Raw genomic sequence first — 23,755 nt, forward strand, 5'->3', positions numbered from 1 at the left:
GTGCGCACCCGTGCTGAAGTGGCAATGTGGACATTAGTGTACTGGCCGCTCACGCTGCGCCAGACGCTGCATTCTGCGCGTCGCGCCGCACCTTCTCAATGTACTTGCCGAGCGCGATGGTTGAAAGGATGCCGGTGGCGAAGACGATCGCGAATGCCGCGAGGCTTTCGAGGGGCGAATTGTGGTTCAGCATTTTGAGTCCTCTCAGGTGAGTGCAGCGAGTTCGTATTGCCAATGTCGCGATGCCTGCTTGAATTCACGCCGTCAGTTTGCAACGCGCTTCGGACAAACGATGTCCCGATGCGCAGGTGGTCTCCATCAATACGCCATTGACCCGGAGTGCCAGCCGTTGCAGCCCGTTTTCGGCAAAAACCATTGGCACAGGCGCATGCGCGAGGCCGGCCTCACAGCCACCATCACAGCATCACTACCCTTACCGCCCCACCACCCGCGCCCCGCCCTGCACGGCCGCGCGCCGGCGCTTGAACACATAGCCGGCCCACATCACCACCAGCCACGCCGGCACCAGCCACACTGAAACGGACAGACCGGGCGTCATTGCCAGAATCACGAGGATCAATGCCATGAACGCGAGGCAGATCCAGTTGCTGACCGGGAACCAGAACGACTTGAACACGAGCGTCTCGCCTGCCGCGACCATCGCCTTGCGCGACTTGAGATGCGTGATGCTGATCAGCGCCCAGTTGAGCACGAGCGCCGCCACCACCAGCGCCATCAGCAAGCCGAGCGCTTCGGCCGGAATCAGGTAGTTGACGATCACGCACGTGAACGTGGCGAGCGCCGACAAACCGATCGCCATATACGGCACGCCGCGCCGGTCGACCTTCATCAGCGCGCGCGGGGCGTTACCCTGCTCCGCGAGACCGTAGAGCATGCGGCTGTTCGCATAGACGCCGCTGTTGTACACCGACAGCGCCGCGGTCAACACCACCACGTTGAGGACGTTCGCGGTCAGCGTCGAACCAATCTGCGAAAAGATCATCACGAACGGACTGCCGCCGGCCGCGACCTCGTTCCACGGGTACAACGACAGCAGCACCGTCAGCGAGCAGATGTAGAAAATCAGAATCCGGTAGATCACCTGATTCACGGCCTTCGGAATGCTCTTCTGCGGCTCGTCGGCCTCCGCCGCCGTAATACCGATCAACTCCAGCCCGCCGAACGAGAACATGATGACCGCGAGCATCATGAACAGACCATGAAACCCGTGCGGGAAAAAACCGCCGTGAGCCCAGAGGTTGGAGATCGACGCTTGCGGGCCGCCGTGGCCGCTAATCAGCAGATAGCCGCCGAACACGATCATGCCGATCACCGCCGCAACCTTGATGATCGCGAACCAGAACTCCGTTTCGCCATAGGCCTTGACGTTGGCGAGATTGATCGCGTTGATGGCGGCAAAGCACACCAGCGCCGACACCCACGTCGGCACGCCGGGCCACCAGTAATGAACATACGTGCCGACAGCAGTCAGCTCGGCCATGCTCACGAGCACATACAGCACCCAGTAATTCCAGCCCGACAGAAAGCCCGGAAAGTCGCCCCAATACTTGTACGCGAAGTGGCTGAACGAACCGGCCACCGGCTCCTGCGCCACCATTTCGCCCAACTGCCGCATGATCATGAAGGCGATGACGCCGCCGATCGCGTAGCCGAGAATCATCGACGGGCCGGCTGCCTGCAACACGCTGGCGGAGCCGAGAAAGAGCCCCGTGCCGATCGCGCCGCCCAGCGCGATGAGCTGGATGTGGCGATTCTTGAGCCCCCGCTTCAGGCCGTCTTGCTGCTGTGCACTATTCAAATTGCGCCCCAGTGTATGGATATCGATCACCCGATCGGACTTATGGTCCGGGCCGGCCGAACCTGAAATTTTACCGTGGCCGATATTACCTAAATACTGGGAGCAACCCGCGCTTGGTTCTGCGCCGCACTTAACCGCAAGGATAGTGATTGTCACTGGCACAAGGCTTCTGTATGTTGCCCTAGTCGAGCTTTCAGCCCCGGAGATTCAACATGTCGCCCAAACGCCTGCTTTGCGCCGCTGCTTTGTGTCTCTGCTTGCCGGGGGCCGCCGCTCTCGCCCAAACCGCCGCGCCGGCCACGCCGCCCGCCGCTGCGCCTGCCGTGGAACCCGCTGCCGAGCCGTCCATCGAGCCGGGTATGGAGACGAGCGCACCCGAAGCTCCCGCTCCGGCACCCGTGGCACCCGCCGCGCCGCCCGCGAAGGCCGCCGCCGCGCCGCCTCCCGCCGCGCCCATGACCGGACCGGTGCGCAACGTCGTGCTGGTTCACGGCGCGTTCGTCGACGGCTCGAGCTGGAACGGCGTGGTCGCCAAACTGCAGCAGAAGGGTTATCACGTGAGTTCGGTACAGAACCCGCTCACCTCGCTCGCCGACGATGTCGCCGCGACCCGCCGCGTCCTCGCGCGCCAGGACGGTCCGACCATGCTGGTGGGGCACTCCTGGGGCGGCGTCGTCATCACCGAAGCGGGCGCGAACGCGCCGAACGTCGCCGGCCTCGTCTATATCGCGGCGATTGCGCCGGACCTGCACGAGTCGACCGTGGATCTGATGAAGCGCGCCGCGCCAATGCCCGCGGGCGCGAGCATCATCAAGGACCCGAGCGGCTTCCTCTGGCTCGATCGCACGAAATACCACGCCGATTTCGCCGCGGACGTCCCCGAGAATCTGACGCGCGTGCTCGCCACCGCGCAGGTGCCGATTGCCGCAACGGCCTTCAGTGAAACGGTCAGTCAGGTCGCCTGGAGGGAAAAGCCGTCGTGGTACGTGATCACGACGCGCGACCGGGCTGTGTCGCCGGAAGTGGAAAGATTCATGGCCGACCGCATGGGCGCGAAAGTCGTGCCGATGGCATCGAGCCACCTGGCTCCGGTATCGCACGCCGGTGCGATTGCCGACGTGATCGATCGCGCGGCGCGTGAGTTGAGCCGCCAGCAGTAGTCCCGTTCAGGCGCATTCGCGAGTGTCCTTCGCGCAATACCGGTTCGATGCTCCGACAGAGCGATTCGATTTGGACACCATAGGTTTCCGAGCCTCCGTCGATCAGCGCAACATGAACGACATCGCCGACAGACAGTTCAGCATGCGCACCACATGTTCCGCCGACGCCGCGCCGAATCGCAGCGTGACCGCATCGACGCGCGTCAGCGTCGGCCATTGACAGAACAGATCGGCAAGCGCGCTGGTTTGCACGCGCAGTTCGCATTCCACCGGCTTCGCTTCGGCGCGTGTGGATTCCCGCGCATACCCGTTGGCAAGATGCTGCTGAACCACTTCGCGCGCGGCGCTTCCGATCGCCGCGCGCGCGTTTGCCGGCGACTGCGTGACGCCGCTCGCATGCCCGGTCGCGCTCTTGGTGACGACGAAACGCGCGCCTGGGAAACGCAGCGCGGTTTCTTCGGCGAAAACGTCGTCGCCGGATAAAAGCGCGACCCGTGCGCCATATTCTTCCGCCAGCGCGCCGTACACACCCGCCTCGCCGACCTCGGCGCCGTTCAGCGAAACCCGTGCGAACGCGAAACTGTTGATCGTATGGGCGAGGATGCCGCGCGTTTGCGACATGGCGTGATAGCCGATCATGAAAACCAGCGCCGCGCCGTATTCGAGCCCGGCCATCATGCCGAGCGTGCGCGGTTTGCCGAGCACCACCTGAGCGCGCGCGTCGAGCAGGTCGGGCAGCAGATTGCGAAAACCGCCGTGGGAATCGTTGACCCATACTTGCGTCGCACCGCCGGCGAATGCGCCTTCGATCGCGGCGTTGGCTTCGAGCGTCATCCAGCGGCGCGCCGCTTCGTATTCGCTATTGCCCGCGCGCGTTTGCTCGGGATGAAACACGCCGGCAATGCCTTCTATGTCGGCGGAAATGAGGACTTTCATCAGGGAGTGGGCTTGAGTAGTTGGGCGAGATCGGGGACGCTGTCATGCAGCGACAGACGCCGGCGGCCGGCGCGCCCGGTCACGGACGCAGCACGCCACAAGGCGTCGAGAATCGCCTGTTCGACGCTGTCCGCGCAGGCGCGAAAGAGCGGGTCGAGGCGCTCGTCGGCGACGAGCGGCGGCAGCGTGACGAAGTCGGCCCCGTGCGGCACGGTATAAGCCGTCGAAAACGCCAGCGCGATATCGCCGCTACCGTGGCCATATACCGAACCGGTGCGCGCGAGGCCTGCTGCCGCGCGCAATGAGAGTCGCCTGAGCTGGCGCGCGTCGAGCGGCGCGTCGGTGGCGACGATCATGATGATCGAGCCTTGCTCGGGTTGTGTCGCCGGCGTGGCTGACAGCAATGCCGCCGCTTCCGCGTTGTCCGCGCGTTCGGCCAGCGCGCGGCCGAGCGGCATACCGTCGATGGTTAGCATCGGCAGGCGGCCAAAGTTCGCCAGCACGAGTGCGCCAACCGTATAGCTGCGGCCAGCAGCGCTCACCACGCGCGATGCATTGCCTATGCCGCCCTTCAGATCGAAGCACGACATGCCCCGGCCCGCGCCGACCGATCCGCCAGCGACATCCGGGCCGGCTGCGGCATAAGCGTCGTCGAAATGCCGCGCGGTGACGGCCAGTGCCTGGATATCGTTCAGATAGCCGTCATTGCATTCGAACACCAAAGGATTGACCGTCGGCCACTCGCGTCCGATCTGCGGATTGGCGCGCACCGCCGCCCGAATCTGCGCCTGCGCGGCGGCGGCGACGCTGAATGTATTGGTCAACGCGATCGGCGTTTCCAGCGTGCCGAGTTCTTCGACCTGCACGAGCCCGATGCTCTTCCCGAATCCATTGATCACCGACGCCGCCGCCGGCACCTTGTCGAGAAACGGGTCGCCGTCATGCGGACGAATCACGGTCACGCCGGTTTGCACGGCGCCTTCATCGAGCGTGCAATGTCCGACTGTCACGCCGTGTACATCGGCAATCGTGCCGCGCGGACCTGCCGGCAATGTGCCGATATGCGGCGCGCGGCGCATCTCTGGCGAATTCATGGCCGGTCGAGCTTCGGATCGAGCGCATCGCGCAAACCGTCGCCGAGCAGGTTGAACGCCAGCACCGTCAGGAAAATCGCCAGACTCGGAAACAGCGCGATATGCGGCGCAGTCACCATGTCGGCGCGCGCTTCGTTGAGCATCGCGCCCCACTCGGGCGTCGGCGGCTGCGCGCCGAGGCCGAGAAACGACAGGCTTGCCGCCGTGATGATCGACGTACCGATACGCATCGTGAAGTACACCACCACCGAAGAGATCGCTCCCGGCAGAATGTGCCGCACGATGATGGTCCAATCCGACGCGCCGATGCTGCGTGCCGCTTCGATATACGTGAGCTGCTTGAGCATCAGCGTATTGCCGCGCACGAGCCGCGCGAACGCCGGAATGCTGAAGATCGCCACCGCGCAGATCACGTTGATCATGCCGTTGCCGAGAATCGCCACCACGCCGATGGCCAGCAGAATGCCGGGAAAGGCGAACAGCACGTCGGCGACGCGCATCGTGATGCGATCCCACCAGCCTTCGTAATAGCCGGCCAGCAAGCCGAAGAACGTGCCGATCACCGCGCCGATCGCAACGGACAGAAAGCCCGCTTCGAGCGAAATACGCGAGCCCGCCAGAATACGGCTGAAAATATCGCGGCCCAGCGAGTCCACGCCGAACCAGTGCGCGGCGGACGGCCCCGCGTTCAACGCGTCGTAGTCGAAGAAATTCTCCGGGTCGTACGGCACGATATGCGGTGCCGCAATTGCAAGCGCGATCAGCAGCAGCACGAAAATGCCGGCGGCAAGCGCCACATGCTGCTTGCGGAATTTGCGCCAGAACTCGCTCCACGGTGTGCGGATCGCGGATTCGGCTTTCACGGTGCTGGCCGCATTCGGCTCGGTGGCGGTCGTGCTCATGCGGGCCTCACTTGAAACGGATGGTCGGGTTGATCACGGCGTACAGCACGTCCACGACCAGGTTGATGATGATGAATTCCAGCGAGAACAGCAGCACTTCGGCCTGGATCACCGGATAGTCGCGCATCGACACGGCGTCCACCAGCAGGCGCCCGAGGCCCGGCCAGTTGAACACCACTTCGACCACGATCGAGCCGCCCAGCAGAAAACCGAATTGCAGGCCCATCATCGTGATGACGGGAATCATCGCGTTGCGCAGGCAGTGTTTGACGATCACGAGAGGTTCGGGCACGCCCTTCGCGCGCGCGGTGCGCACGAAGTCTTCGTTCATCACTTCGACGAACGACGCGCGGGTGAAGCGCGCCATCACCGCAGCGACAGCCGCGCCGAGCGTGAGCGACGGCAGCACGTAGCTCTGCCACGAGCCATCGCCGACAATCGGCAGCCAGCCGAGCTTCACCGAAAATATCTCCATCAGCAGCATGCCGAGCGCGAACGCGGGAAACGAAATACCCGATACCGCGAGCGTCATGCCGAGCCGGTCGGGCCAGCGGTTGCGCCACACGGCCGAGACGATGCCGATGCCCATGCCCAGCACGACCGCCCACACCATGCTGGCAAGCGTGAGCAGCAGCGTCGGCATGAAGCGCTCGCCGATTTCCTGGCTGACCGGGCGCTTGCTGCGCGTGGAGATGCCGAAGTCGCCATGCGCGATCTTCACGAAGAAGCTCGCGAACTGCTGCGGCATCGGTTGGTTCAGGCCGAGGTCGGCGCGCACCAGCGCAACCGTCGCCTCGTCCGCTTCGGGACCGGCGGCGAGCCGCGCCGGATCGCCCGGCAACAGATGCACGAACAGGAACACCAGCACGGCGACGATGAAAAGCGTCGGCAGCAGGCCAAAGAGACGTTTGACGAGGAAGGTCAGCATGGAACCCAATCCGGCAATGATGCGGGTAACGAAAGATCTTGTGCGGCGCGTAGTGGAGCAAAACAGTGACCGCGGTGCGCGCGGCATACGATGAAACGGCATGCCGGCGCGCACGGTCAGCTCATCACTTGATCGCGATCTCGTCGAAATTGAACGAACCGTCCGGCGCCACGTATGCACCCGACAGACGCTTGCTGCGCGCGTACACCACCTTCTCCTTGACGAGGAAGATCCACGGCGCGTCGGCCCAGATGCGTTTTTGCGCGTCGGTGTAGAGTTCGGCTTTCTTCGTGCGGTCGGTGGTTTCGAGCGCCTGCTTCAGATCGCTGTCGACGGCGTCGTTCTTGTAGTACGCCGTATTGACCATCTTCGGCGGGAACGACACGGATGCGAGCAGCGGCGTGATCGCCCAATCGGCTTCACCCGTCGACGACGACCAGCCCGCGTAGTACATGCGTACCGGCGCGGTCGCGGCATCCTGCGCGCTCTCCACCTTGGCGACGCGCTGACCTGCTTCGAGCGCTTCCACCTGCGCCTTGATGCCCACTTGCGCGAGCTGCTGCTGCACGAACTGGATCACCTTCTGCGCGGTCGAGTAGTTATACGCGGACCACAGCGTGGTTTCGAAACCGTTCGGATAGCCCGCTTCCTTCAGCAGCGCGCGCGCCTTGGCCGGATCGTACGGCCACGGGCCCAGCTTCACCGCGTAGTCGACGCCTTGCGGCACCACGCCGTCGGCCGGCGTCGCATAACCGGCGAACGCGACCTTGGTGAGCGCGTCCTTGTTGACCGCATAGTTCAGCGCCTCACGCACCTTCGGATTGTCGAACGGCTTCTGGTTCACGTTCAGGCTGATATAGCGCTGAATGATCGACGGCGACGCGATCAGATCGACCTTCGGGCTCGACTGCAATTGCGCGGCCTGCTCGAACGGCACCTGGAACGCGAAATCCGCTTCGCCGGTGCGCATCAGCGCGGCGCGCGTGTTGTTGTCGACCACCGGTTTCCAGTCGATCGCATCGACCTTCGGGTAGCCCTTCTTCCAGTAGCCGGCAAACTTCTTCACCGTCAGGTCGCCCGCCGGGTCCCACTTCACCAGTTCGAACGGGCCGGTGCCGACCGGGTGGAACGCGATGTCCTTGCCGTACTTCTTCAGCGCGTCCGGAGAAATCATCACCGCCGACGGATGCGCGAGCACATTGATGAACGCCGAGAACGGCGCTTTCAGCGTGATCTTCACCGTGTACGGATCGACCACCTCGGTCTTCTCGATGCGGTTGAACATGTTGTAGCGCTTGAGCTTGTTCGCCGGATCGGTCACGCGGTCGAAGTTCGCTTTCACCGCTGCGGCGTTGAAGTCGGTGCCGTCCTGGAACTTCACGCCGTGGCGCAGCTTGAACGTGTAGACCTTCGCATCCGGGCTGGCTTCGTAGCTGTCGGCCAGCACGTTGACCAGCTTCATGTCCTTGTCGAAGCCGAACAGCCCCTGATAGAACGACTTGGCGACGGCTTGCGAGAGCGTGTCGTTGGCATCGTACGGATCGAGCGTCGTGAAGGTGGAGGCGACGGCCATCACGGCCGTGGTGTCGGCGTGCGCCGCATTGCCCGCGAGCATCGCGAACACCACCGCGCCGCCGCTGATCAGCGCGCGCAAACGAAACGGAGAGGACGGGACCAGCAGGTTCATGAGGTTGGCTCCAGGCTGCGAAATGAAAACAGGTTGTGTTACTGCGAGAGGAAGCGTGTGACTTGGGTTCCTGGTACCGCTCTTTGGTCAGGCTCTTCAGTCAGGCTCTTTGACACGCGCTTTAATACACACCGCCCACGTGATGCCGGGCGACGAAATGATCCGGTCCGACCGCGACGAGCGGCGCTACGTCCGGTTCATCGTCCAGCGCGCGGATCGGGCTCGGAATCTCGTCGGCGGCGAGCATGCGTTTCGCGTGACGGCGCGCCGGATCGGCAACCGGCACCGCGCCCATCAGCTTGCGCGTGTACGGATGCTGCGGTGCTTCGAACACCGCGCGGCGCGGACCGATTTCGACGATCTGGCCGAGATACATCACCGCGACGCGATGACTGACGCGTTCCACGACCGCCATATCGTGAGAGATGAACAGATACGCGACGCCGAGTTCGCGCTGCAGATCGAGCATCAGGTTGACGATCTGCGCCTGCACCGAGACGTCGAGCGCGGAAACGGATTCGTCGGCGATCACGACTTTCGGATTCAACGCGAGCGCGCGTGCAATCGCGATCCGCTGCCGTTGACCGCCGGAGAATTCGTGCGGATAACGCCGCGCGGCTTCGGGCGGCAAGCCGACTTTTTCGAGCAGCCATGCAACACGCGCCTGCGCTTCTGCACCTTGTGCGACGCCGTGCACGAGCAACGGCTCCATGATCGAGAAGCCGACCGTCAAACGCGGATTCAGCGAGGCGAACGGGTCCTGGAAAATAAACTGGATATCGCGGCGCAGCGCCTGCAACGCGGGACCGGTCAACGAACTGATTTCCTTGCCGTCGAATTCGATCGACCCGCTCTGACTTTCGACGAGGCGCAGCAGCGAGCGGCCCGTGGTCGATTTGCCGCAACCCGATTCGCCCACCAGTGCCAGCGTTTCGCCGGGCCGCAAGTCGAAGCTGACTTTTTCCACCGCATGCACGCGGCCCGTCACACGGCCGAAGAGGCCGCTCCTGACCGGAAAGCGCGTGACCAGATCATGCACGCGCAGAATCGGCGGCGTGGTTTGCAACACCAGCGGCTGCGCCTGTTCGGCGACGGCGGCTGCGGGACGCACGGCTGCGTCGCTGCCGCTCAGGCTCGCCTGTTCGACGGTCAGGATCGGGAACCTCGCCGGTCGATCCGTGCCTTGCATCGCGCCGAGCCGCGGCACGGCGGCAAGCAGCGCCTTTGTATAAGGATGCGACGGCGCGGCGAACAACGCGTCTGACGCGCCCTCTTCCACCTTCTCGCCGCGATACATCACCAGCACGCGGTCCGCCACTTCGGCGACCACGCCCATGTCGTGGGTGATGAAGATCACGCCCATGTTCATCTCGTCCTGCAAGCCGCGGATCAATTGCAGGATCTGCGCCTGGATCGTCACGTCGAGCGCGGTGGTGGGTTCGTCGGCGATCAGCAGCGCGGGCTTGCACGAGAGCGCCATCGCGATCATCACGCGCTGGCGCATGCCGCCCGACAGTTGATGCGGAAACCGCGCGGTCACGCGCCGCGCTTCCGGAATACGCACGAGTTCGAGCAGGCGCAGCGTTTCCGCCTGCGCGGCCGTGCGGCTCTTGCCCTGATGCAACGCGATCGCCTCGCTGATCTGATCGCCCACCGTGAAGACCGGATTGAGCGAAGTCATCGGCTCCTGAAAGATCATCGCGATGTCGGCGCCCCGGATCGAACGCATGGTGCCGGACGACGCCTTCGCGAGGTCGAGCACGCTGCCGTCGCGGCGCCGGAAAGCGATGCTGCCGCCGGCAAGGCGCCCACCGCCGTGCTCGATCAGCCGCATCAACGCGAGCGAGGTCACCGATTTGCCCGAGCCCGATTCGCCGACGATCGCCAGCGTCTCGCCGCGCTCGACCGTCAGCGACAGATTGCGCACCGCGTTGAAGGTGGAGTCACCGCGGCGGAATGCGACCGACAGATCGTCGACCGCGAGCACGCGTTGCGGCGGCAAGGTTTCGATAAGCGGACGGGCGGTGTGCGATGGAGTCGGCACGGTGGTTCCTTTGAATTCGAACGCGGCTAACTGAAATTCAGGCGAGTTTGAAACGAAGATTCACGCTATCGGCGAGCAGAACGACTAGCGGTAAATCGCCGTCACCGGCGTTTCACCGAGCCGCGCAAAACCGCGATACATGCCTTCGGTATTGAACGGCAGCGCGACGTTGCCGCGCGCATCGACGGCGATCAGGCCGCCGCGGCCGTCGATCTTCGGAAGGCGGTTCATCACCACGTCGTCGGCCGCTTCCTGCAGCGACACGTTGCGGTAGGCCATTTGCGCGGCGACGTCGTAGGCCGCCACCATGCGCATGAACATCTCGCCCGAACCGGTCGTCGAGACGGCGCAGGTCGCGTCGTCCGCATAGCAGCCGGCGCCGATCAGCGGCGCATCGCCGACCCGGCCGACCTGCTTGTTGGTGACGCCGCCCGTCGAGGTCGCCGCCGCCACGTGGCCGTGCCGATCGAGCGCGACCGCGCCGACCGTGCCGAACTTGCGGTTCGGATCGATTGGTTCATGCGGCGTGGGATCGTCGTCGTTCGAAGCCGGCGCGGCGGCGAGCGTGGCGCCGTCGTGATCGAGCATGGCGCGCTGCTGATCGCGCGCGAGCAGCCATTGACGATGGCGCGCTTCGGTATGGAAATACTCAGGCTCGACCAATTCGAGCCCTTGCGCGGCGGCGAACGCTTCCGCACCTTCGCCCGTGAACAGCACATGCTCGCTGCCTTCGAGCACGCGGCGCGCGGCCAGAACCGGATTGCGCACGCGCTTCACGCAGCAGATCGCGCCGGCTTCGAGCGTACGGCCGTCCATGATCGCGGCGTCGAGTTCGTGCGTGCCCGCCGCCGTAAAAACCGCGCCGCGGCCCGCGTTGAAGAGCGGGCAGTCTTCGAGCAGGCGCACGGCCTCGCTGACGGCGTCGAGTGCGCTGCCGCCCTCGGCAAGCACGCGCTGGCCGGCGCTCAGCACCGCATGCAAGGCGGCGTGATAGTCGGCTTCGGCGCTGGCCGACATCGACGCGCGCAGGATCGTCCCTGCTCCGCCATGAATGGCAATGACTGCGTTGGAGTTCATCGTTTGGATTGGCTAGTGCGAGTGGTTCGGGCAGTACGGGTGGTTCGGGTCGCGTTGCGCGCGGGCCGCGCGCTCGTGCCGGCGGCTCCCGCTTGCAGATCGACGAGCCACGGCAGCAGGAATTCGCTGACCTCGGCGGCGGCCTTCGCCGAACGCTTCGTCCGGTACGCCACCGCGTCGCACAGCGCTTCGATCACGGCGAGCACGGCCGAATCGGCATTCGCCGCGAGTCGCCGATCGGCACGGATGTAAAGCGGGAGATCGGCGAATTGCGCGAGCGGCGAACGCGGACTGTCGGTGAGCGCGAGCACGCGAGCACCACGGCTTGCAGCGCGATGCGCGAGCTCGATCGTGTCTTCGACATAACGCGGAAACGCGATACCGATCACCAGATCGCCCTCGTTGCAGGCGAACAGACGGCGCGCGGCGTGCGACGGGCCGCCCATCAGCGCGAGCGACTGCACGTTGTCGTGATATGGCATCAGGCCGTGCTCCATCAGCCCGGCGAGAAACGCGCTGGCGCCGTAGCCGAGCACGAACACGCGGCGTGCGGCGATGATCGCTTCGACGGCGGCTTCGGCCGCGGCACGGTCGATCGCCGCGCGAGTGGCATGCAGATTGTTGGCCGCCTGTTCGAGCGACGCGTCCACCACATCGTCACCGGCTGCGAGCGACTCCTGCGCGCTGCGCAAGCGCTCGACCGGCGCGAGCGTCGCCTCGAAACCGCGCACCAGCGCTTCACGAAACTGCGGATAGCCGTCGAACCCGAGCGCGCGCGCAAAGCGGTTCGCCGTCGCCACCGAAGCGCCGACTACGCTCGCCAGTTCGTCGATCCGCATGGTCGCCGCGCGAAACAGATTGGCCAGCACGTATTCGCCCATGCGCCGATGAATCGGCGTGAGGGTCGGCATGGCGGCTGCGATATGCGCGGCGATGGCCTGCTCGGCGGGATTGGCGGCAACGGACGGTTGATGAATCATGCGAACGAGGCGGTGTGGTGTCGCACGAGGGATTCTCCACGGCGTAATGAAAATGAATGAAAGTATATTTACATAAAACTTCCATCAGAAAAAATTCATTTTCATTTTTGAGGGTTTTCACGGAGACGCAATGGATGAACGGATCGCAGTGGTCCGACTCGCGCGCGCGGGGCGCGCTCCGCTTCCTGCGGTGTTATTCTTCGCTCGCCATGAATCTCGAAAGCATTCTCTTCACTCAAGGTTTCGGCTCGCGCCGTCAATGCCGCGCGCTGATCGCCGACGCGCGCGTGAGCATCGGCGGCGCTGTCTGCACCGATGCCGACGCCGATTTCCCCACCGGCGACACCACGTTCTCCTTCACCGTGGACGGTGTCGACTGGCCGTATCGCGAACACGCCTATCTGCTTCTGAACAAGCCGGCGGGCTACGAATGTTCGCGCGATCCGCAGCATCATCTGAGCGTGTTCAGCCTGTTGCCGCCGCAGTTCGCCGGGCGCGGCGTGCAATGCGTGGGCCGGCTGGATCAGGACACGACCGGCCTGCTGCTGCTCTCTGACGACGGCAAGTTCGTTCACCTGTTCACCTCGCCAAAACGCAAGGTGCCCAAGGTGTATGTCGCCACCACGCGCCATCCGATCGACGACGCGCAATTGAGCGCACTGCGCGACGGCGTGTTGCTGAATGGCGAGGCCAGACCGATTGCCGCAGTCGACGTGGAGGCGCGCGGCGACCACACGCTCGCGCTCACCGTGATGGAAGGCAAGTATCACCAGGTCAAGCGGATGATCGCGGCAGCCGGCAATCGCTGCGAAGCGCTGCATCGCGAGCGGATAGGCGGGCTCGCTTTACCCGAAGCACTTGCGCGAGGCGCGTGGCAATGGCTCGACGAAACCGACCTCGGATCTCTACGGAGCGGGTAAACCGGTAGTGCCCCTTTAAGGCCTTGATGCAGCAGGAAAACGCATGCGCGGCTGCGCACACAGCGCGCATGGCCGCTGTGTGGGCGCTGCGTCGCAGCATGATCTTCCTTACACGTCGCCCTATACTCGCTTAAACAAAGACTACAAAGGGTTCAAGGAGGGGCGCCATGATCATCCACGACAGTTTCCGGATTTCGTCCGTGATGGTTGTTTTTCTGTGCCTGGGGCTGGTTCTGATCGGCGGATTGCTGGTCGTGATGCGGCTGCGGCATAACTATCAACCGAACCTGATCGGGGCGTTGATCGGCGCAATGCTGTGCTTCGTGCTGCTGGAAGCATTGCCCGCGCTGACATAGACCTCGCGAAGCCGCGCGACGCCGATGCAGTGGAGCGACGCGCGGGCGGGATTGTCCCGGCGACGCCTTGGGCGATGACGTTTTGCCGCGCTTTTCTTCTCTCTCACGCTTTCACGCTTTCACGCAGAAAATCTTCGACGCTCGGGTAGCGCAAGCGCACGCTCAACTCCTGTTTGAGGCGCCGGTTCAAAAGCCGTCTCGATTCGCGCATGAAAGACAGCAGGGTCGGCTCGATCTGCCGCTCGGCTTCAACCCGCGTAATGCGCGGCGCGCGCGGGAGTCCGAACGCATCGGCCACCTCGTCGAAGTACTCGCCCATTTTCAGCGCCGAATCGTCGGACGCGTGGACCACGCGCCCCGGCCGCCCGTGCGTGGCGAGGCGCACGAGGATCGCGGCCAGATCGTCGGCGTGAATGTGGTTGGTGTAGACGTCGTCGGCATCGGTCAGGGCCGGGGTGCCTTTTTCGAGCCGCGCGAGCGGCAGGCGGTTGCCCGCATAGATGCCCGGAATTCGCGCGATGCTTGCCGCCACACTGCCGCGCGCCGTCGCGCGCCGCAATTGCCGCTCGGCTGAGGCACGGCGCCTCGCGCGCGCGTTGGCCGGCTGCGTCACGCGTGTCTCGTCGATCCACGCGCCGCCGCAGTCGCCATAGACGCCCGTCGTGCTCGCGTATACGAGGCGCACGGATGCGCGCGAACCGGCGGTCCGGCGCACCCCGTCGGGTACAATACCGGCTGTTTCAGATTCCGCCCACGAGGCACGAACGCGGCGCAATCGCCCCACCGCCGCCACGGTGCCATGCGCGGCACGCAGCGCTGAAGCGCGGCGCGTGCCCAGCGTAGCGAGCAAGGCACGGGTACGGCGGTCGTCGTCGCCGGTTTTTTGCGGCGGCGCGAGGTGCAGCACCGTCGGCGCGAGGCCTGCGAGTCGTTTCAGGCTGCGGCGCACATCGAGATCGCCGACCAGCGGCGTGACGCCCGCAGCGCGCAATCCGGCGCTGCGCCCGGCATGACTGGTCAGCGCAAAGACATGCGCGCGTGGTTGCAGCAAGGGCACGCAGCGCATGCCGACGTCGCCGCAACCTACGATTAACACGCGCGGCCGGCGGAAGTTTCGTGTCGCTTTCATGGTGGACGCATTGTAGCCCTCAGGCGCGGCAGGTACCGCGCGGTGGGTACGGCGAGTCCGATAACGATTACCGACTTTTCGATTTCGAACACTCTATGGCATTTAACGTCACGCTCCGGCAAAGCGGCCGGCAGTTTCAGGTGGAACAGGACGAACCGGTGCTGAGCGCCGCCTTGCGCCAGGGCATCGGTCTGCCGTACGGCTGCAAGAACGGCGCCTGCGGCTCATGCAAGGGCACGGTGATCAGCGGCGAAATCGAGCAGCGCGCACATTCGTCGTCGGCTTTGTCGAACGAGGAAAAAACGCGCGGCATGGCGCTCTTCTGCTGTGCGACCGCCTGCACCGATCTCGAAGTGGACATTCGCGAAGTGGCCGGGGTCGGCGACGTGCAGGTCAAGAAACTGCCGTGCCGGGTGAACGCGATCGAGCGCAAGGCCGACGACGTCATCGTGCTGAAGCTGCAATTGCCCGCCAACGAGCGTCTGCAATATCTCGCCGGCCAGTACCTCGAATTCATTCTGAAAGATGGCAAGCGCCGCAGCTATTCCATGGCGAATGCGCCGCACACGGAAGGCCCGATCGAATTGCATATCCGTCACATGCCCGGTGGTGCCTTTACCGATCATGTGTTCAACACCATGAAAGAGCGCGACATCCTGCGCTTCGAAGCGCCGCTCGGCACGTTCTTCCTGCGCGAAGATTCGGACAAGCCGATCGTGCTGCTCGCGTCGGGTACGGGCTTCGCGCCGTTGAAGGCGATCATCGAGCACGCCGTGTTCAAGAACCTGAACCGGCCGATGACGCTGTACTGGGGCGCACGCCGCAAGAAAGATCTGTATCTGCTCGAACTGGCCGAGCAATGGGCGCGCGAGATTCCAAACTTCAAGTTCGTGCCGGTGCTGTCCGAACCGGATGCGGGCGACGCATGGACAGGTCGCGTCGGCTTCGTGCATCGCGCGGTGATCGAGGACCTGCCGGATCTGTCGGCGTACCAGGTGTACGCATGCGGCGCGCCGGTGATGGTGGAGTCGGCGCAGCGCGATTTCACGCAGCATCATGGACTGCCGGAAGACGAGTTCTACGCGGATTCGTTCACGAGCGCAGCGGATCTGGCGAACGCGGTTTGATGTGAGAGGGAGCGCCCCCGGCTTCCTGATTCAGAATGGGCGCCCGGTTGAGCGCCCATTTGCATTTCGAGCGGCCGTTCTTCGTGCCCTGCCCCGCCCGCCGGACAAACAATTTGAACCACCGCCGTCACATTTTAGTCAGCCGGACATCTCATAATCGGTAAGCAACATGGCTTTGCGCGACGGAAAAAATATCTCTCCAACGCAAATTCATGGTTTACACCGGCGCTTTCCTTGTCGTATTCTTTCGCGCATGAACCGCATCCAGTCCGAACTTCGACGTCGCCGCTCGCCGCTTCCCTAGGGACGCCGCTGGCTTCGTCACGGATTCGCGCCACACAAAGGCGCAAGCTGTTCGAATCATGAAAGCCACGGCACGCCGTGGCTTTTCTGTTTTTTCGGCTCTTATTTTGTAGTTGGCCAAACTTCATCCACCCTTCACCCCCGTTGTCTGGAGCCTGCCGTCATGAATTTCAATGAATATCCGATCGAGTCGCTGATGTACATCACGAACCGGCCCGAAATCGTTTTCACGCACGGCAAAGGCTCGTGGCTCTACGACAACAACGGCAAGCGATATCTGGACTTCATCCAGGGCTGGGCGGTCAACAGCCTCGGTCATTGCAACGACGGCATGATCGAAGCGCTGAACAAACAGGCGCAATTGCTGATCAACCCGTCGCCGGCCTTCTACAACGAGCCGATGGCGAAACTCGCCGGCCTGCTCACGCAACACAGCTGTTTCGACAAGGTGTTCTTCGCGAACAGCGGCGCCGAAGCCAACGAAGGCGCGATCAAGCTCGCGCGCAAGTGGGGCAAGAAGTTCAAGGACGGCGCATTCGAGATCATCACGTTCGATCACAGCTTCCACGGCCGCACGCTGGCCACCATGTCGGCCAGCGGCAAGCCGGGTTGGGACACGATCTACGCACCGCAAGTGCCGGGCTTTCCGAAGGCGGACCTGAACGATATCGCGTCGGTGGAAAAACTCATCAATGCGAAGACCGTGGCCGTGATGCTCGAACCGATCCAGGGCGAAGGCGGCGTGATTCCCGCCACGCGCGAGTTCATGCAGCAACTGCGCGCGCTGACGAACAAGCACAACCTGCTGCTGATCGTCGACGAAGTGCAAAGCGGCTGCGGCCGCGCGGGCACGCTGTTCGCGTACGAGTTATCGGGTATCGAACCGGACATCATGACGCTCGGCAAGGGCATCGGCGGTGGCGTGCCGCTCGCGGCACTGCTCTCGAAAGCGGACGTCGCCGTGTTCGAAGCGGGCGACCAGGGCGGCACCTACAACGGTAATCCGCTGATGACGGCGGTCGGCTACTCGGTGATCTCGCAACTCACCGCGCCGGGCTTCCTCGAAAGCGTGCGGGCGCGCGGCGAGTATCTGCGCTCGAAACTGCTGGAGTTGTCGGAAGAGCGCGGCTTCGTGGGCGAACGCGGTGAAGGCCTGTTGCGCGCACTGCTGCTCGGCAAGGACATCGGCAACCAGATCGTCGAGAAGGCGCGCGACATGCAGCCTGATGGCCTGCTGCTGAACGCGGCGCGTCCGAACCTGCTGCGCTTCATGCCGGCGCTGAACGTGAGCAACGAAGAAATCGACCAGATGATGGCGATGCTGCGTTCGATTCTCGACACGCTGTAACCGGACAGGACCGCGTGTATGACGTCGAGCGTAACGCTGTCGATCCGATGCTTCGAAGTGAGCGACACCGATGCCGTGGTCGCGCTGTGGCAGCAAGCCTTTCCGGAGTATCGGGACGTCACGCGGCCGCAGCGCAATCCGCATCTGTCGATCGCCAACAAGCTCGCGACACAACCAGAACTGTTCTTTGTCGCGGTGCTCGGCGAGCGGATCGTCGGCACGGTGATGGGCGGCTACGACGGCCATCGCGGCTGGCTGTATTCGCTCGCGGTGGATGAGTCGCTGCGTCGACATGGAATCGGCACGCGCCTCGTCGCGCATGTCGAAAGCGCGCTGACGGAGCGTGGCTGCCCGAAGCTGAATCTGCAGGTATTGTCCGCGAAGGCCGACGTGCGCGCGTTTTACGAGGCGCTCGGTTATCGCGCGGACGCGGTGATCAGTCTCGGCAAGCGTCTGGGTAAATTGGCGGACCCGGTGGGCGTCACCAGCTAGATTCGCGCCAGCCCCAATAAAAAAGGTCGCATGCGTTTTCGCATGCGACTTTTTTTATACGTACAGCAAACTAACCTGGTTACTCACCCAGATACGCCGCCCGCACCTTCGGATCATCCAGCATCTGCTTCGCGTCACCCGACATCGTGACCAGACCCGAGTCCATCACGTAGCCGCGATTGGCCGCCTGCAACGCGAGCCGCGCATTCTGCTCGACCAGCAGCACGGTCATGCCTTCAGCCGAAATCGCCCGCACCACTTCGAAGATCTTCTCGACCATGATCGGCGACAGACCCATCGACGGTTCGTCCAGCAGCAACAGCTTGGGACGCGAGATGATCGCGCGCGCCATTGCCAGCATCTGCTGTTCGCCGCCCGAGAGCGTGCCCGCGTATTGCGTCGCGCGCTCTTTCAGTCGCGGGAAGAAGCCGAACATGCGATCCACGTCCGCCTTGATGCCATCCGTGTCGGTACGCAGATAAGCGCCCATCTGCATGTTCTCGACGATCGACATGCGCGCAAAAATGCCGCGGCCTTCCGGCACCATCGCGAGTCCGCGCTTGAGCAGCAGGTGTGGCGGAATGCCCTTGATCGACTCGCCCATGTACTCGATGTCGCCGATCGTGTACGGCTTCAGACCCGTGATCGCCTTCATCGTGGTGGTCTTGCCCGCGCCGTTCGCGCCGATCAGCGTGACCAGTTCGCCCTGCGCGACTTCGAGATCGATGCCCTTGACTGCCTGAATGCCGCCGTAATTGACCTGCAGGCCCTTGATTTTCAACATTGCCGTTGCCATTAGTGGACCCCCGCACCCAGATAAGCTTCGATCACCTTCGGATCCTTCTGCACGTCCTGCGGCAGACCCTGCGCGATCACCTTGCCGTAGTCGAGCACCGTCATCTGGTTGCACAAACCCATCACGAGTTTCACGTCGTGTTCGATCAGCAGGATCGTCTTGCCGTCAGCGCGGATCTTGTCGAGCAGCTTGGTCAGCTCGACTTTTTCCGTCGCGTTCATGCCGGCAGCCGGTTCGTCCAGCGCGAGCAGCTTCGGATCCGTTGCCAAAGCACGCGCAATTTCCAGCCGGCGCTGGTGACCGTACGACAGATTGCGCGACGTGTAGTCCGCATACTGCGCAATGCCGACGTATTCCAGCAGTTCGATCGCGCGTTCCTTGATCTCGCGCTCTTCCTTGCGCTCGGCCGGCGTCTGGAACACCGCGCCGATCAGGCCGTGTTTGGTGCGCACGTGACGGCCAACCATCACGTTTTCCAGCGCGGTCATGCCGCCGAACAGACGGATGTTCTGGAACGTGCGCGCAATGCCCGCCTTCGCCACCTGATAAACCGCGGTCGGCGTGTACGGCGTACCGTCGAGCTTGAATTCGCCCGAATCCGGCGTGTACAGGCCCGTGATCACGTTGAAGAAGGTGGTCTTGCCGGCGCCGTTCGGGCCGATCAGACCGTAAATCTGCCCGGCCTTGATCTCAAGACCGACATCGGACAGCGCCTGCAAACCGCCGAAGCGTTTGTTCACGCCTTTGACGGACAGTCGAATGTTATCGCTCATATTTATTCTCCATGTCCGTTAGACCCGCACCGGCTTCTTGCCGTTGCGCTTCGACAGTTTCGCAATCTTGTCTTCATGCTTGGGCGACGGCCACAAGCCTTCCGAGCGGTACAGCATGATCAGCACCATCGCGAGTGCATAGACCAGCTGACGGATCACTTCCGTATCGACGATTTCATGGCCGAAGATCATGTTCTGCAGCGGGCCCATCGTCGAGCGCAGGAATTCCGGCAGCACGGCGAGCAGCACCGCGCCGAGAATCACGCCCGGAATATGGCCCATGCCGCCCAGCACCACGCACGCCAGCACCACGATCGATTCCGGCAGCGTGAACGATTCCGGCGACACGAAGCCCTGGAACGAGCCGAACATCGCGCCCGACAGACCGCCGAACGAAGCGCCCATCGCGAACGCCAGCAATTTCACGTTGCGGGTGTTGATGCCCATTGCCTTGGCGGCGATTTCGTCCTCGCGGATCGCGGCCCATGCACGGCCGATACGCGAGTGCTGCAAACGCGTACACACCCAGATCACGACCAGGGCGGCGATCACGAACAGGTAGTAGTACGAGTAGACCGACGGGAACTGCAACCCGAACAGCGAGTGCGTCTGCGCGAGGCTGAAGTCGCCGAAATGCACCGGGTCGATCGCCGTGATCCCCTTCGGGCCGTTGGTGATGTTCACCGGACGGTCGAGGTTGTTCATGAAGATCCGCACGATTTCCCCGAAGCCCAACGTCACGATGGCGAGGTAATCGCCACGCAGACGCAGCGTCGGTGCGCCGAGCAGCACGCCGAACAGCGCGGCGAGAGCCATCGCGCACGGCACGATGATCAGGAACGGCACGTGCAGCCCGTTCGGCGCGAGATGCGCGATCCACTCGAACTGCGTGGACAGGTGCGGCGAACTCAGCAGCGCCGCAACGTAGGCGCCGACCGCGTAAAACGCGATGTAGCCCAGGTCGAGCAGGCCGGCGAAGCCGACCACCACGTTCAGGCCGAGCGCGAGCATCACGTAGAGCATCGCGAAGTCGAGCACGCGGACCCAGTAGTTGCCGCCTGCCGCGCCGATGATCATCGGCGCCGCGATCACGAAGATCGCGGTGATGATGCCGACCATCAGCGTCCTGGTCAGGTTCTTTTCAGGGATGAGCGTCGTGGACGGTTCGATCGGTTGAATTGAGGTCATGTTTGCTTTCTCCCAGGATCAGGCGCGATCCGCCACGCGTTCGCCGAGCAGACCCGACGGACGGAACACCAGCACGATGATCAGCACGATAAAGGCGAACACGTCCTGATAGTTGCTACCGAACACACCGCCGGTGAGGTTGCCGATATAGCCGGCGCCCAACTGTTCGATCAGGCCGAGCAGCACGCCGCCCACCATCGCGCCGCCGAGGTTGCCGATACCGCCGAGCACGGCCGCGGTAAAGGCCTTCAGGCCGGGGATGAAGCCCATATAGAAGTGCGCGTTGCCGTATTCCGACGCGATCATCACGCCGGCCAGTGCGGCGAGCGCCGAGCCGATCATGAAGGTGGCCGAGATCACGAAGTTCGGGTTCACGCCCATCAGGCTGGCGTTACCCGGATTCTCGGCGATGGCGCGCATCGCGCGGCCGAGTTTGGTTTTGTGCACGAGCAGCAGCAGGCCGCCCATCACGAGGAACGCCACCACGATGATCACGATTTCGGTCATCGAGATCACGGCGCCCGGCGTCGTGTCCGTGGCCTTGATCACATTGAGCGGGTCGGTGGGCAACAGCTGCGGGAACGGCAGCGGGTTGCGCGACCAGATCATCATGGCCAGCGTCTGCAGCAGGATCGACACGCCGATCGCGGTGATCAGCGGGGCGAGACGCGGTGCTTTACGCAACGGCCGGTAGGCTACGCGCTCGATCGTATAACCGACGACCGCGCACACAACGGCCGCGATGATCAGTGCGATGACGAGCGTCGGCACATTGCCGAGGCCGGGGAAGTGGTTCTGCAGCACGCCTATGGCTGAGAGCGCAACCATCGCGCCCACCATCAACACATCGCCGTGAGCGAAGTTGATGATGCCCAGAATGCCGTAAACCATCGTATAGCCCAGTGCGATGATGGCGTAAACGCTGCCAAGCACCAGCCCGTTGAGAACCTGCTGGATGAAAATATCCATTTAATGCTCCTTAGCCCGTGCGACTGGATTCGCGTTCTTCATCAGCCGGTGGGCGGTGATGCGGTACGCCAATCTCAACGGCACTGCGGGTACTGATGTAAAAGACCGGTAAGGGTTATCCGCTGCCGGTTCGCCTTGGCGACTGGATGACAGTCGCGGGCTCGCCTTGGGCGGATGCAAAAACGGCACCGTTGGGTGGTTTCGGTGCCGTCAGGCTGAACGTCCCGTCATCACATCTTTACGACGTCGAGGACCGCTTTCTTGCCGTCCTTGAAGTCGTAAAGCGTAATGGCGCCCTCTTTCAAATCACCCTTGTCGTCGAACGCGATGTGACCGATTACCCCGTTGTAATCGGTCGACGGCATCGCAGCCAGCACCTTGGGCGCCTCGATCGAATTAGCGCGCTTCATTGCATCGACAATCACGTACACAGCGTCATACGTGAACGGCGCGTAAATCTGCACCGGTGTGTGGAAGCGGTCCACGTACTTCTTTTCGAAGTCCGCTCCCTTGTCCATTTTCGAAAGCGCGAGTCCCGCCTCCGAACAGACCAGGTTTTGCACGGCGGTTCCTGCCAGCTCACCCACCTTGTCGGTACACACACCGTCGCCGCCAAGGATTTTTGCCCTGATACCGAGCGCCGCCGCCTGTTTGGTAAACGGCCCGCCCGTCGCGTCCATGCCGCCGAACATGATCACGTCCGGCTGAACACTCTTGATCTTCGTGAGGATGGCCCGGAAATCCGTGGCCCTGTCGTTCGTCGCTTCCCGCGCGACGATCTTCGCTCCGCTCGCCTGTACGGTCTTCGCGAATTCGTCCGCGAGCCCCTTACCGTAGGCGGTTGCATCGTCCACTATGGCGATGCGTTTGGCGCCCAACGCCTTCGTGGCGTAATCGGCGAGCGCCGGACCTTGTTGCGCGTCGGTGGCGACGACCCGGTAGGTCGTCTTGAAACCCTGCAGCGTGTACGCCGGATTCGTCGACGACGGCGAGATCTGCACGATGCTCGCATCGCTATAGATCTTCGAAGCCGGAATCGACACGCCCGAATTCAGGTGCCCCACCACCGCCACCACATGATCGTCGACCAGCTTCTGCGCGACCGCCGTGCCCGTTTTCGGGTCCGCTGCGTCGTCTTGCGCATCCAGCTCCAACTGGATCTTGTGACCGTCGATGGTCAAACCCTGCGTATTGATTTCCTCGACCGCCAGACGCGCGCCGTTTTCGTTGTCCTTGCCCAGATGCGCTATGCCGCCCGTCAAAGGGGCCGCATGACCGATCTTCACGATAGTCGCTTCACTCGCCGGTGCCGCTGCGGCCACAGCCGCGGATGCACCCGCTCCCGCCTCGCCATCCTGTTTCTTGCCGCACGCGGTCAGCATCGCAACCGCGGCCGCGATGGACACGGCGTAAGCAAACTTGACTCGCATTAAATAGGTCTCCTGCGCCTTGCAAAATCTATTGTTCGGAGACCCTGAGGCCTTGAGAACGCGCGCATTGTAACTCCAATTTTGCGACGGGCAATATTGTTGAGCCGCTGGGGTTTTCCTGCATTGCAACCTTATTTTGAGAGCGAAGGCGCTTAAAAGGCGCAACCGGGTTGCGACAGTTTTTCGTGCATCAGTTGCACCACCGTTGAACCCAATGGCATCAAGTGTTGCGGCGAATTTCCCGCACGCCCGATTGCAGCGGGGCTGGCGTTACATATTACGTTTCTGCTGTTATCG

The 23,755-nt window shown here is 63.3% G+C and carries 22 protein-coding genes; 6 read left to right on the forward strand and 16 right to left on the reverse strand.

Features of this window, described 5'->3' with window-relative positions; genetic code table 11:
• Nucleotides 1–49: 49 nt before the first annotated feature.
• Together BXE_RS46590 and BXE_RS17695 are read right to left on the reverse strand one after the other, a co-directional pair.
• A complete protein-coding gene (locus BXE_RS46590; protein ID WP_167540878.1) occupies nt 50–193 on the reverse strand; it encodes a hypothetical protein in 144 nt (47 codons plus the stop codon).
• A gap of 240 nt (nt 194–433) precedes the next feature.
• The gene (locus tag BXE_RS17695; protein ID WP_011489598.1) at nt 434–1,819 is read right to left on the reverse strand and encodes an amino acid permease; all 1,386 of its coding nucleotides are present in this window, start codon (nt 1,817–1,819) and stop codon (nt 434–436) included.
• Nucleotides 1,820–2,031: 212 nt separating this feature from the next.
• On the opposite strand from BXE_RS17695, the gene BXE_RS17700 reads away from it, so the two are divergent.
• Nucleotides 2,032–2,979, forward strand: a complete 948-nt coding sequence (locus BXE_RS17700; protein ID WP_038457406.1) for an alpha/beta fold hydrolase — start codon at nt 2,032–2,034, stop codon at nt 2,977–2,979.
• Nucleotides 2,980–3,081: 102 nt separating this feature from the next.
• Here BXE_RS17700 and BXE_RS17705 read toward each other — a convergent pair whose 3' ends face one another.
• The 8 genes from BXE_RS17705 to BXE_RS17740 all read right to left on the reverse strand — a co-directional run bounded on the left by BXE_RS17705 (nt 3,082) and on the right by BXE_RS17740 (nt 12,627).
• Nucleotides 3,082–3,915, reverse strand: a complete 834-nt coding sequence (locus BXE_RS17705) for a M55 family metallopeptidase (protein WP_011489600.1) — start codon at nt 3,913–3,915, stop codon at nt 3,082–3,084.
• The gene (locus BXE_RS17710; protein WP_011489601.1) at nt 3,915–5,009 is read right to left on the reverse strand and encodes a P1 family peptidase; all 1,095 of its coding nucleotides are present in this window, start codon (nt 5,007–5,009) and stop codon (nt 3,915–3,917) included. The genes BXE_RS17705 and BXE_RS17710 overlap by 1 nt, the downstream gene beginning before the upstream one ends.
• On the reverse strand, nt 5,006–5,911 hold the full coding sequence (gsiD, locus tag BXE_RS17715; RefSeq protein ID WP_011489602.1) for a glutathione ABC transporter permease GsiD: 906 nt from the start codon (nt 5,909–5,911) through the stop codon (nt 5,006–5,008). The genes BXE_RS17710 and gsiD overlap by 4 nt, the downstream gene beginning before the upstream one ends.
• Before the next feature lie 7 nt (nt 5,912–5,918).
• Nucleotides 5,919–6,839, reverse strand: a complete 921-nt coding sequence (gene gsiC / locus BXE_RS17720; RefSeq protein WP_011489603.1) for a glutathione ABC transporter permease GsiC — start codon at nt 6,837–6,839, stop codon at nt 5,919–5,921.
• 124 nt (nt 6,840–6,963) lie between these two features.
• Entirely contained in the window at nt 6,964–8,526 is a 1,563-nt protein-coding gene (gene gsiB, locus BXE_RS17725) for a glutathione ABC transporter substrate-binding protein GsiB (protein WP_011489604.1), read from the reverse strand.
• 121 nt (nt 8,527–8,647) lie between these two features.
• A complete protein-coding gene (locus tag BXE_RS17730) occupies nt 8,648–10,570 on the reverse strand; it encodes a dipeptide ABC transporter ATP-binding protein (RefSeq protein WP_011489605.1) in 1,923 nt (640 codons plus the stop codon).
• A gap of 84 nt (nt 10,571–10,654) precedes the next feature.
• Nucleotides 10,655–11,647 (reverse strand): isoaspartyl peptidase/L-asparaginase family protein, encoded by a 993-nt coding sequence (locus tag BXE_RS17735; RefSeq protein ID WP_011489606.1) that lies wholly within the window; start codon nt 11,645–11,647, stop codon nt 10,655–10,657.
• Nucleotides 11,644–12,627, reverse strand: coding sequence for a MurR/RpiR family transcriptional regulator (locus BXE_RS17740; RefSeq protein WP_011489607.1), 984 nt, complete (start codon nt 12,625–12,627; stop codon nt 11,644–11,646). The genes BXE_RS17735 and BXE_RS17740 overlap by 4 nt, the downstream gene beginning before the upstream one ends.
• Nucleotides 12,628–12,836: 209 nt before the next feature.
• On the opposite strand from BXE_RS17740, the gene BXE_RS17745 reads away from it, so the two are divergent.
• Nucleotides 12,837–13,547, forward strand: a complete 711-nt coding sequence (locus BXE_RS17745; protein WP_038458554.1) for a pseudouridine synthase — start codon at nt 12,837–12,839, stop codon at nt 13,545–13,547.
• Nucleotides 13,548–13,714: 167 nt separating this feature from the next.
• The gene (locus BXE_RS17750; protein ID WP_011489609.1) at nt 13,715–13,903 is read left to right on the forward strand and encodes a hypothetical protein; all 189 of its coding nucleotides are present in this window, start codon (nt 13,715–13,717) and stop codon (nt 13,901–13,903) included.
• 103 nt (nt 13,904–14,006) lie between these two features.
• Here the strand turns inward: BXE_RS17750 and BXE_RS17755 are convergent, their stop codons facing one another.
• Complete coding sequence (locus BXE_RS17755; RefSeq protein ID WP_011489610.1) at nt 14,007–15,032, reverse strand: NAD-dependent epimerase/dehydratase family protein; 1,026 nt, start codon at nt 15,030–15,032, stop codon at nt 14,007–14,009.
• Nucleotides 15,033–15,127: 95 nt separating this feature from the next.
• Here BXE_RS17755 and BXE_RS17760 point away from each other — a divergent pair, with 95 nt between their 5' ends.
• The 3 genes from BXE_RS17760 to BXE_RS17770 all read left to right on the forward strand — a co-directional run bounded on the left by BXE_RS17760 (nt 15,128) and on the right by BXE_RS17770 (nt 18,302).
• Nucleotides 15,128–16,159 (forward strand): CDP-6-deoxy-delta-3,4-glucoseen reductase, encoded by a 1,032-nt coding sequence (locus tag BXE_RS17760; protein WP_011489611.1) that lies wholly within the window; start codon nt 15,128–15,130, stop codon nt 16,157–16,159.
• Between the two features lie 466 nt (nt 16,160–16,625).
• Nucleotides 16,626–17,810 (forward strand): acetylornithine transaminase, encoded by a 1,185-nt coding sequence (locus tag BXE_RS17765; protein ID WP_011489613.1) that lies wholly within the window; start codon nt 16,626–16,628, stop codon nt 17,808–17,810.
• 18 nt (nt 17,811–17,828) lie between these two features.
• The gene (locus BXE_RS17770; protein WP_011489614.1) at nt 17,829–18,302 is read left to right on the forward strand and encodes a GNAT family acetyltransferase; all 474 of its coding nucleotides are present in this window, start codon (nt 17,829–17,831) and stop codon (nt 18,300–18,302) included.
• Between the two features lie 79 nt (nt 18,303–18,381).
• Here BXE_RS17770 and BXE_RS17775 read toward each other — a convergent pair whose 3' ends face one another.
• From BXE_RS17775 to BXE_RS17795, 5 genes are all read right to left on the reverse strand, one after another.
• On the reverse strand, nt 18,382–19,098 hold the full coding sequence (locus BXE_RS17775; protein ID WP_011489615.1) for an ABC transporter ATP-binding protein: 717 nt from the start codon (nt 19,096–19,098) through the stop codon (nt 18,382–18,384).
• Nucleotides 19,098–19,871 carry an ABC transporter ATP-binding protein gene (locus BXE_RS17780; RefSeq protein WP_011489616.1) on the reverse strand — a complete coding sequence of 258 codons (774 nt, stop codon included), beginning with the start codon at nt 19,869–19,871 and terminating at the stop codon, nt 19,098–19,100. Before BXE_RS17780 ends, BXE_RS17775 begins: the two co-directional genes overlap by 1 nt.
• Nucleotides 19,872–19,889: 18 nt before the next feature.
• A complete protein-coding gene (locus BXE_RS17785) occupies nt 19,890–21,059 on the reverse strand; it encodes a branched-chain amino acid ABC transporter permease (RefSeq protein WP_011489617.1) in 1,170 nt (389 codons plus the stop codon).
• An 18-nt stretch (nt 21,060–21,077) separates the two neighbouring features.
• Nucleotides 21,078–22,028: a branched-chain amino acid ABC transporter permease gene (locus tag BXE_RS17790; protein ID WP_011489618.1), complete on the reverse strand. Its 951-nt coding sequence runs from the start codon at nt 22,026–22,028 to the stop codon at nt 21,078–21,080.
• Nucleotides 22,029–22,258: 230 nt separating this feature from the next.
• The gene (locus BXE_RS17795) at nt 22,259–23,458 is read right to left on the reverse strand and encodes a branched-chain amino acid ABC transporter substrate-binding protein (protein WP_011489619.1); all 1,200 of its coding nucleotides are present in this window, start codon (nt 23,456–23,458) and stop codon (nt 22,259–22,261) included.
• Nucleotides 23,459–23,755 lie beyond the last annotated feature (297 nt).

It is taken from the genome of Paraburkholderia xenovorans LB400 (assembly GCF_000013645.1).
Classification (GTDB): Bacteria; Pseudomonadota; Gammaproteobacteria; order Burkholderiales; family Burkholderiaceae; genus Paraburkholderia; species Paraburkholderia xenovorans.

Bases quoted from the DNA above. Each gene is read 5' to 3' on its own strand.
- BXE_RS17740 (WP_011489607.1), bottom strand. From the start codon at position 12,627: ATGATTCATCAACCGTCCGTTGCCGCCAATCCCGCCGAGCAGGCCATC.
- BXE_RS17700 (WP_038457406.1), top strand. From the start codon at position 2,032: ATGTCGCCCAAACGCCTGCTTTGCGCCGCTGCTTTGTGTCTCTGCTTG.
- BXE_RS17770 (WP_011489614.1), top strand. From the start codon at position 17,829: ATGACGTCGAGCGTAACGCTGTCGATCCGATGCTTCGAAGTGAGCGAC.
- gsiD (WP_011489602.1), bottom strand. From the start codon at position 5,911: ATGAGCACGACCGCCACCGAGCCGAATGCGGCCAGCACCGTGAAAGCC.
- BXE_RS17760 (WP_011489611.1), top strand. From the start codon at position 15,128: ATGGCATTTAACGTCACGCTCCGGCAAAGCGGCCGGCAGTTTCAGGTG.
- BXE_RS17790 (WP_011489618.1), bottom strand. From the start codon at position 22,028: ATGGATATTTTCATCCAGCAGGTTCTCAACGGGCTGGTGCTTGGCAGC.
- BXE_RS17765 (WP_011489613.1), top strand. From the start codon at position 16,626: ATGAATTTCAATGAATATCCGATCGAGTCGCTGATGTACATCACGAAC.
- BXE_RS17795 (WP_011489619.1), bottom strand. From the start codon at position 23,458: ATGCGAGTCAAGTTTGCTTACGCCGTGTCCATCGCGGCCGCGGTTGCG.
- BXE_RS17745 (WP_038458554.1), top strand. From the start codon at position 12,837: ATGAATCTCGAAAGCATTCTCTTCACTCAAGGTTTCGGCTCGCGCCGT.
- BXE_RS17750 (WP_011489609.1), top strand. From the start codon at position 13,715: ATGATCATCCACGACAGTTTCCGGATTTCGTCCGTGATGGTTGTTTTT.
- gsiC (WP_011489603.1), bottom strand. From the start codon at position 6,839: ATGCTGACCTTCCTCGTCAAACGTCTCTTTGGCCTGCTGCCGACGCTT.
- BXE_RS46590 (WP_167540878.1), bottom strand. From the start codon at position 193: ATGCTGAACCACAATTCGCCCCTCGAAAGCCTCGCGGCATTCGCGATC.
- BXE_RS17755 (WP_011489610.1), bottom strand. From the start codon at position 15,032: ATGAAAGCGACACGAAACTTCCGCCGGCCGCGCGTGTTAATCGTAGGT.
- gsiB (WP_011489604.1), bottom strand. From the start codon at position 8,526: ATGAACCTGCTGGTCCCGTCCTCTCCGTTTCGTTTGCGCGCGCTGATC.
- BXE_RS17775 (WP_011489615.1), bottom strand. From the start codon at position 19,098: ATGGCAACGGCAATGTTGAAAATCAAGGGCCTGCAGGTCAATTACGGC.
- BXE_RS17780 (WP_011489616.1), bottom strand. From the start codon at position 19,871: ATGAGCGATAACATTCGACTGTCCGTCAAAGGCGTGAACAAACGCTTC.
- BXE_RS17735 (WP_011489606.1), bottom strand. From the start codon at position 11,647: ATGAACTCCAACGCAGTCATTGCCATTCATGGCGGAGCAGGGACGATC.
- BXE_RS17710 (WP_011489601.1), bottom strand. From the start codon at position 5,009: ATGAATTCGCCAGAGATGCGCCGCGCGCCGCATATCGGCACATTGCCG.
- BXE_RS17705 (WP_011489600.1), bottom strand. From the start codon at position 3,915: ATGAAAGTCCTCATTTCCGCCGACATAGAAGGCATTGCCGGCGTGTTT.
- BXE_RS17785 (WP_011489617.1), bottom strand. From the start codon at position 21,059: ATGACCTCAATTCAACCGATCGAACCGTCCACGACGCTCATCCCTGAA.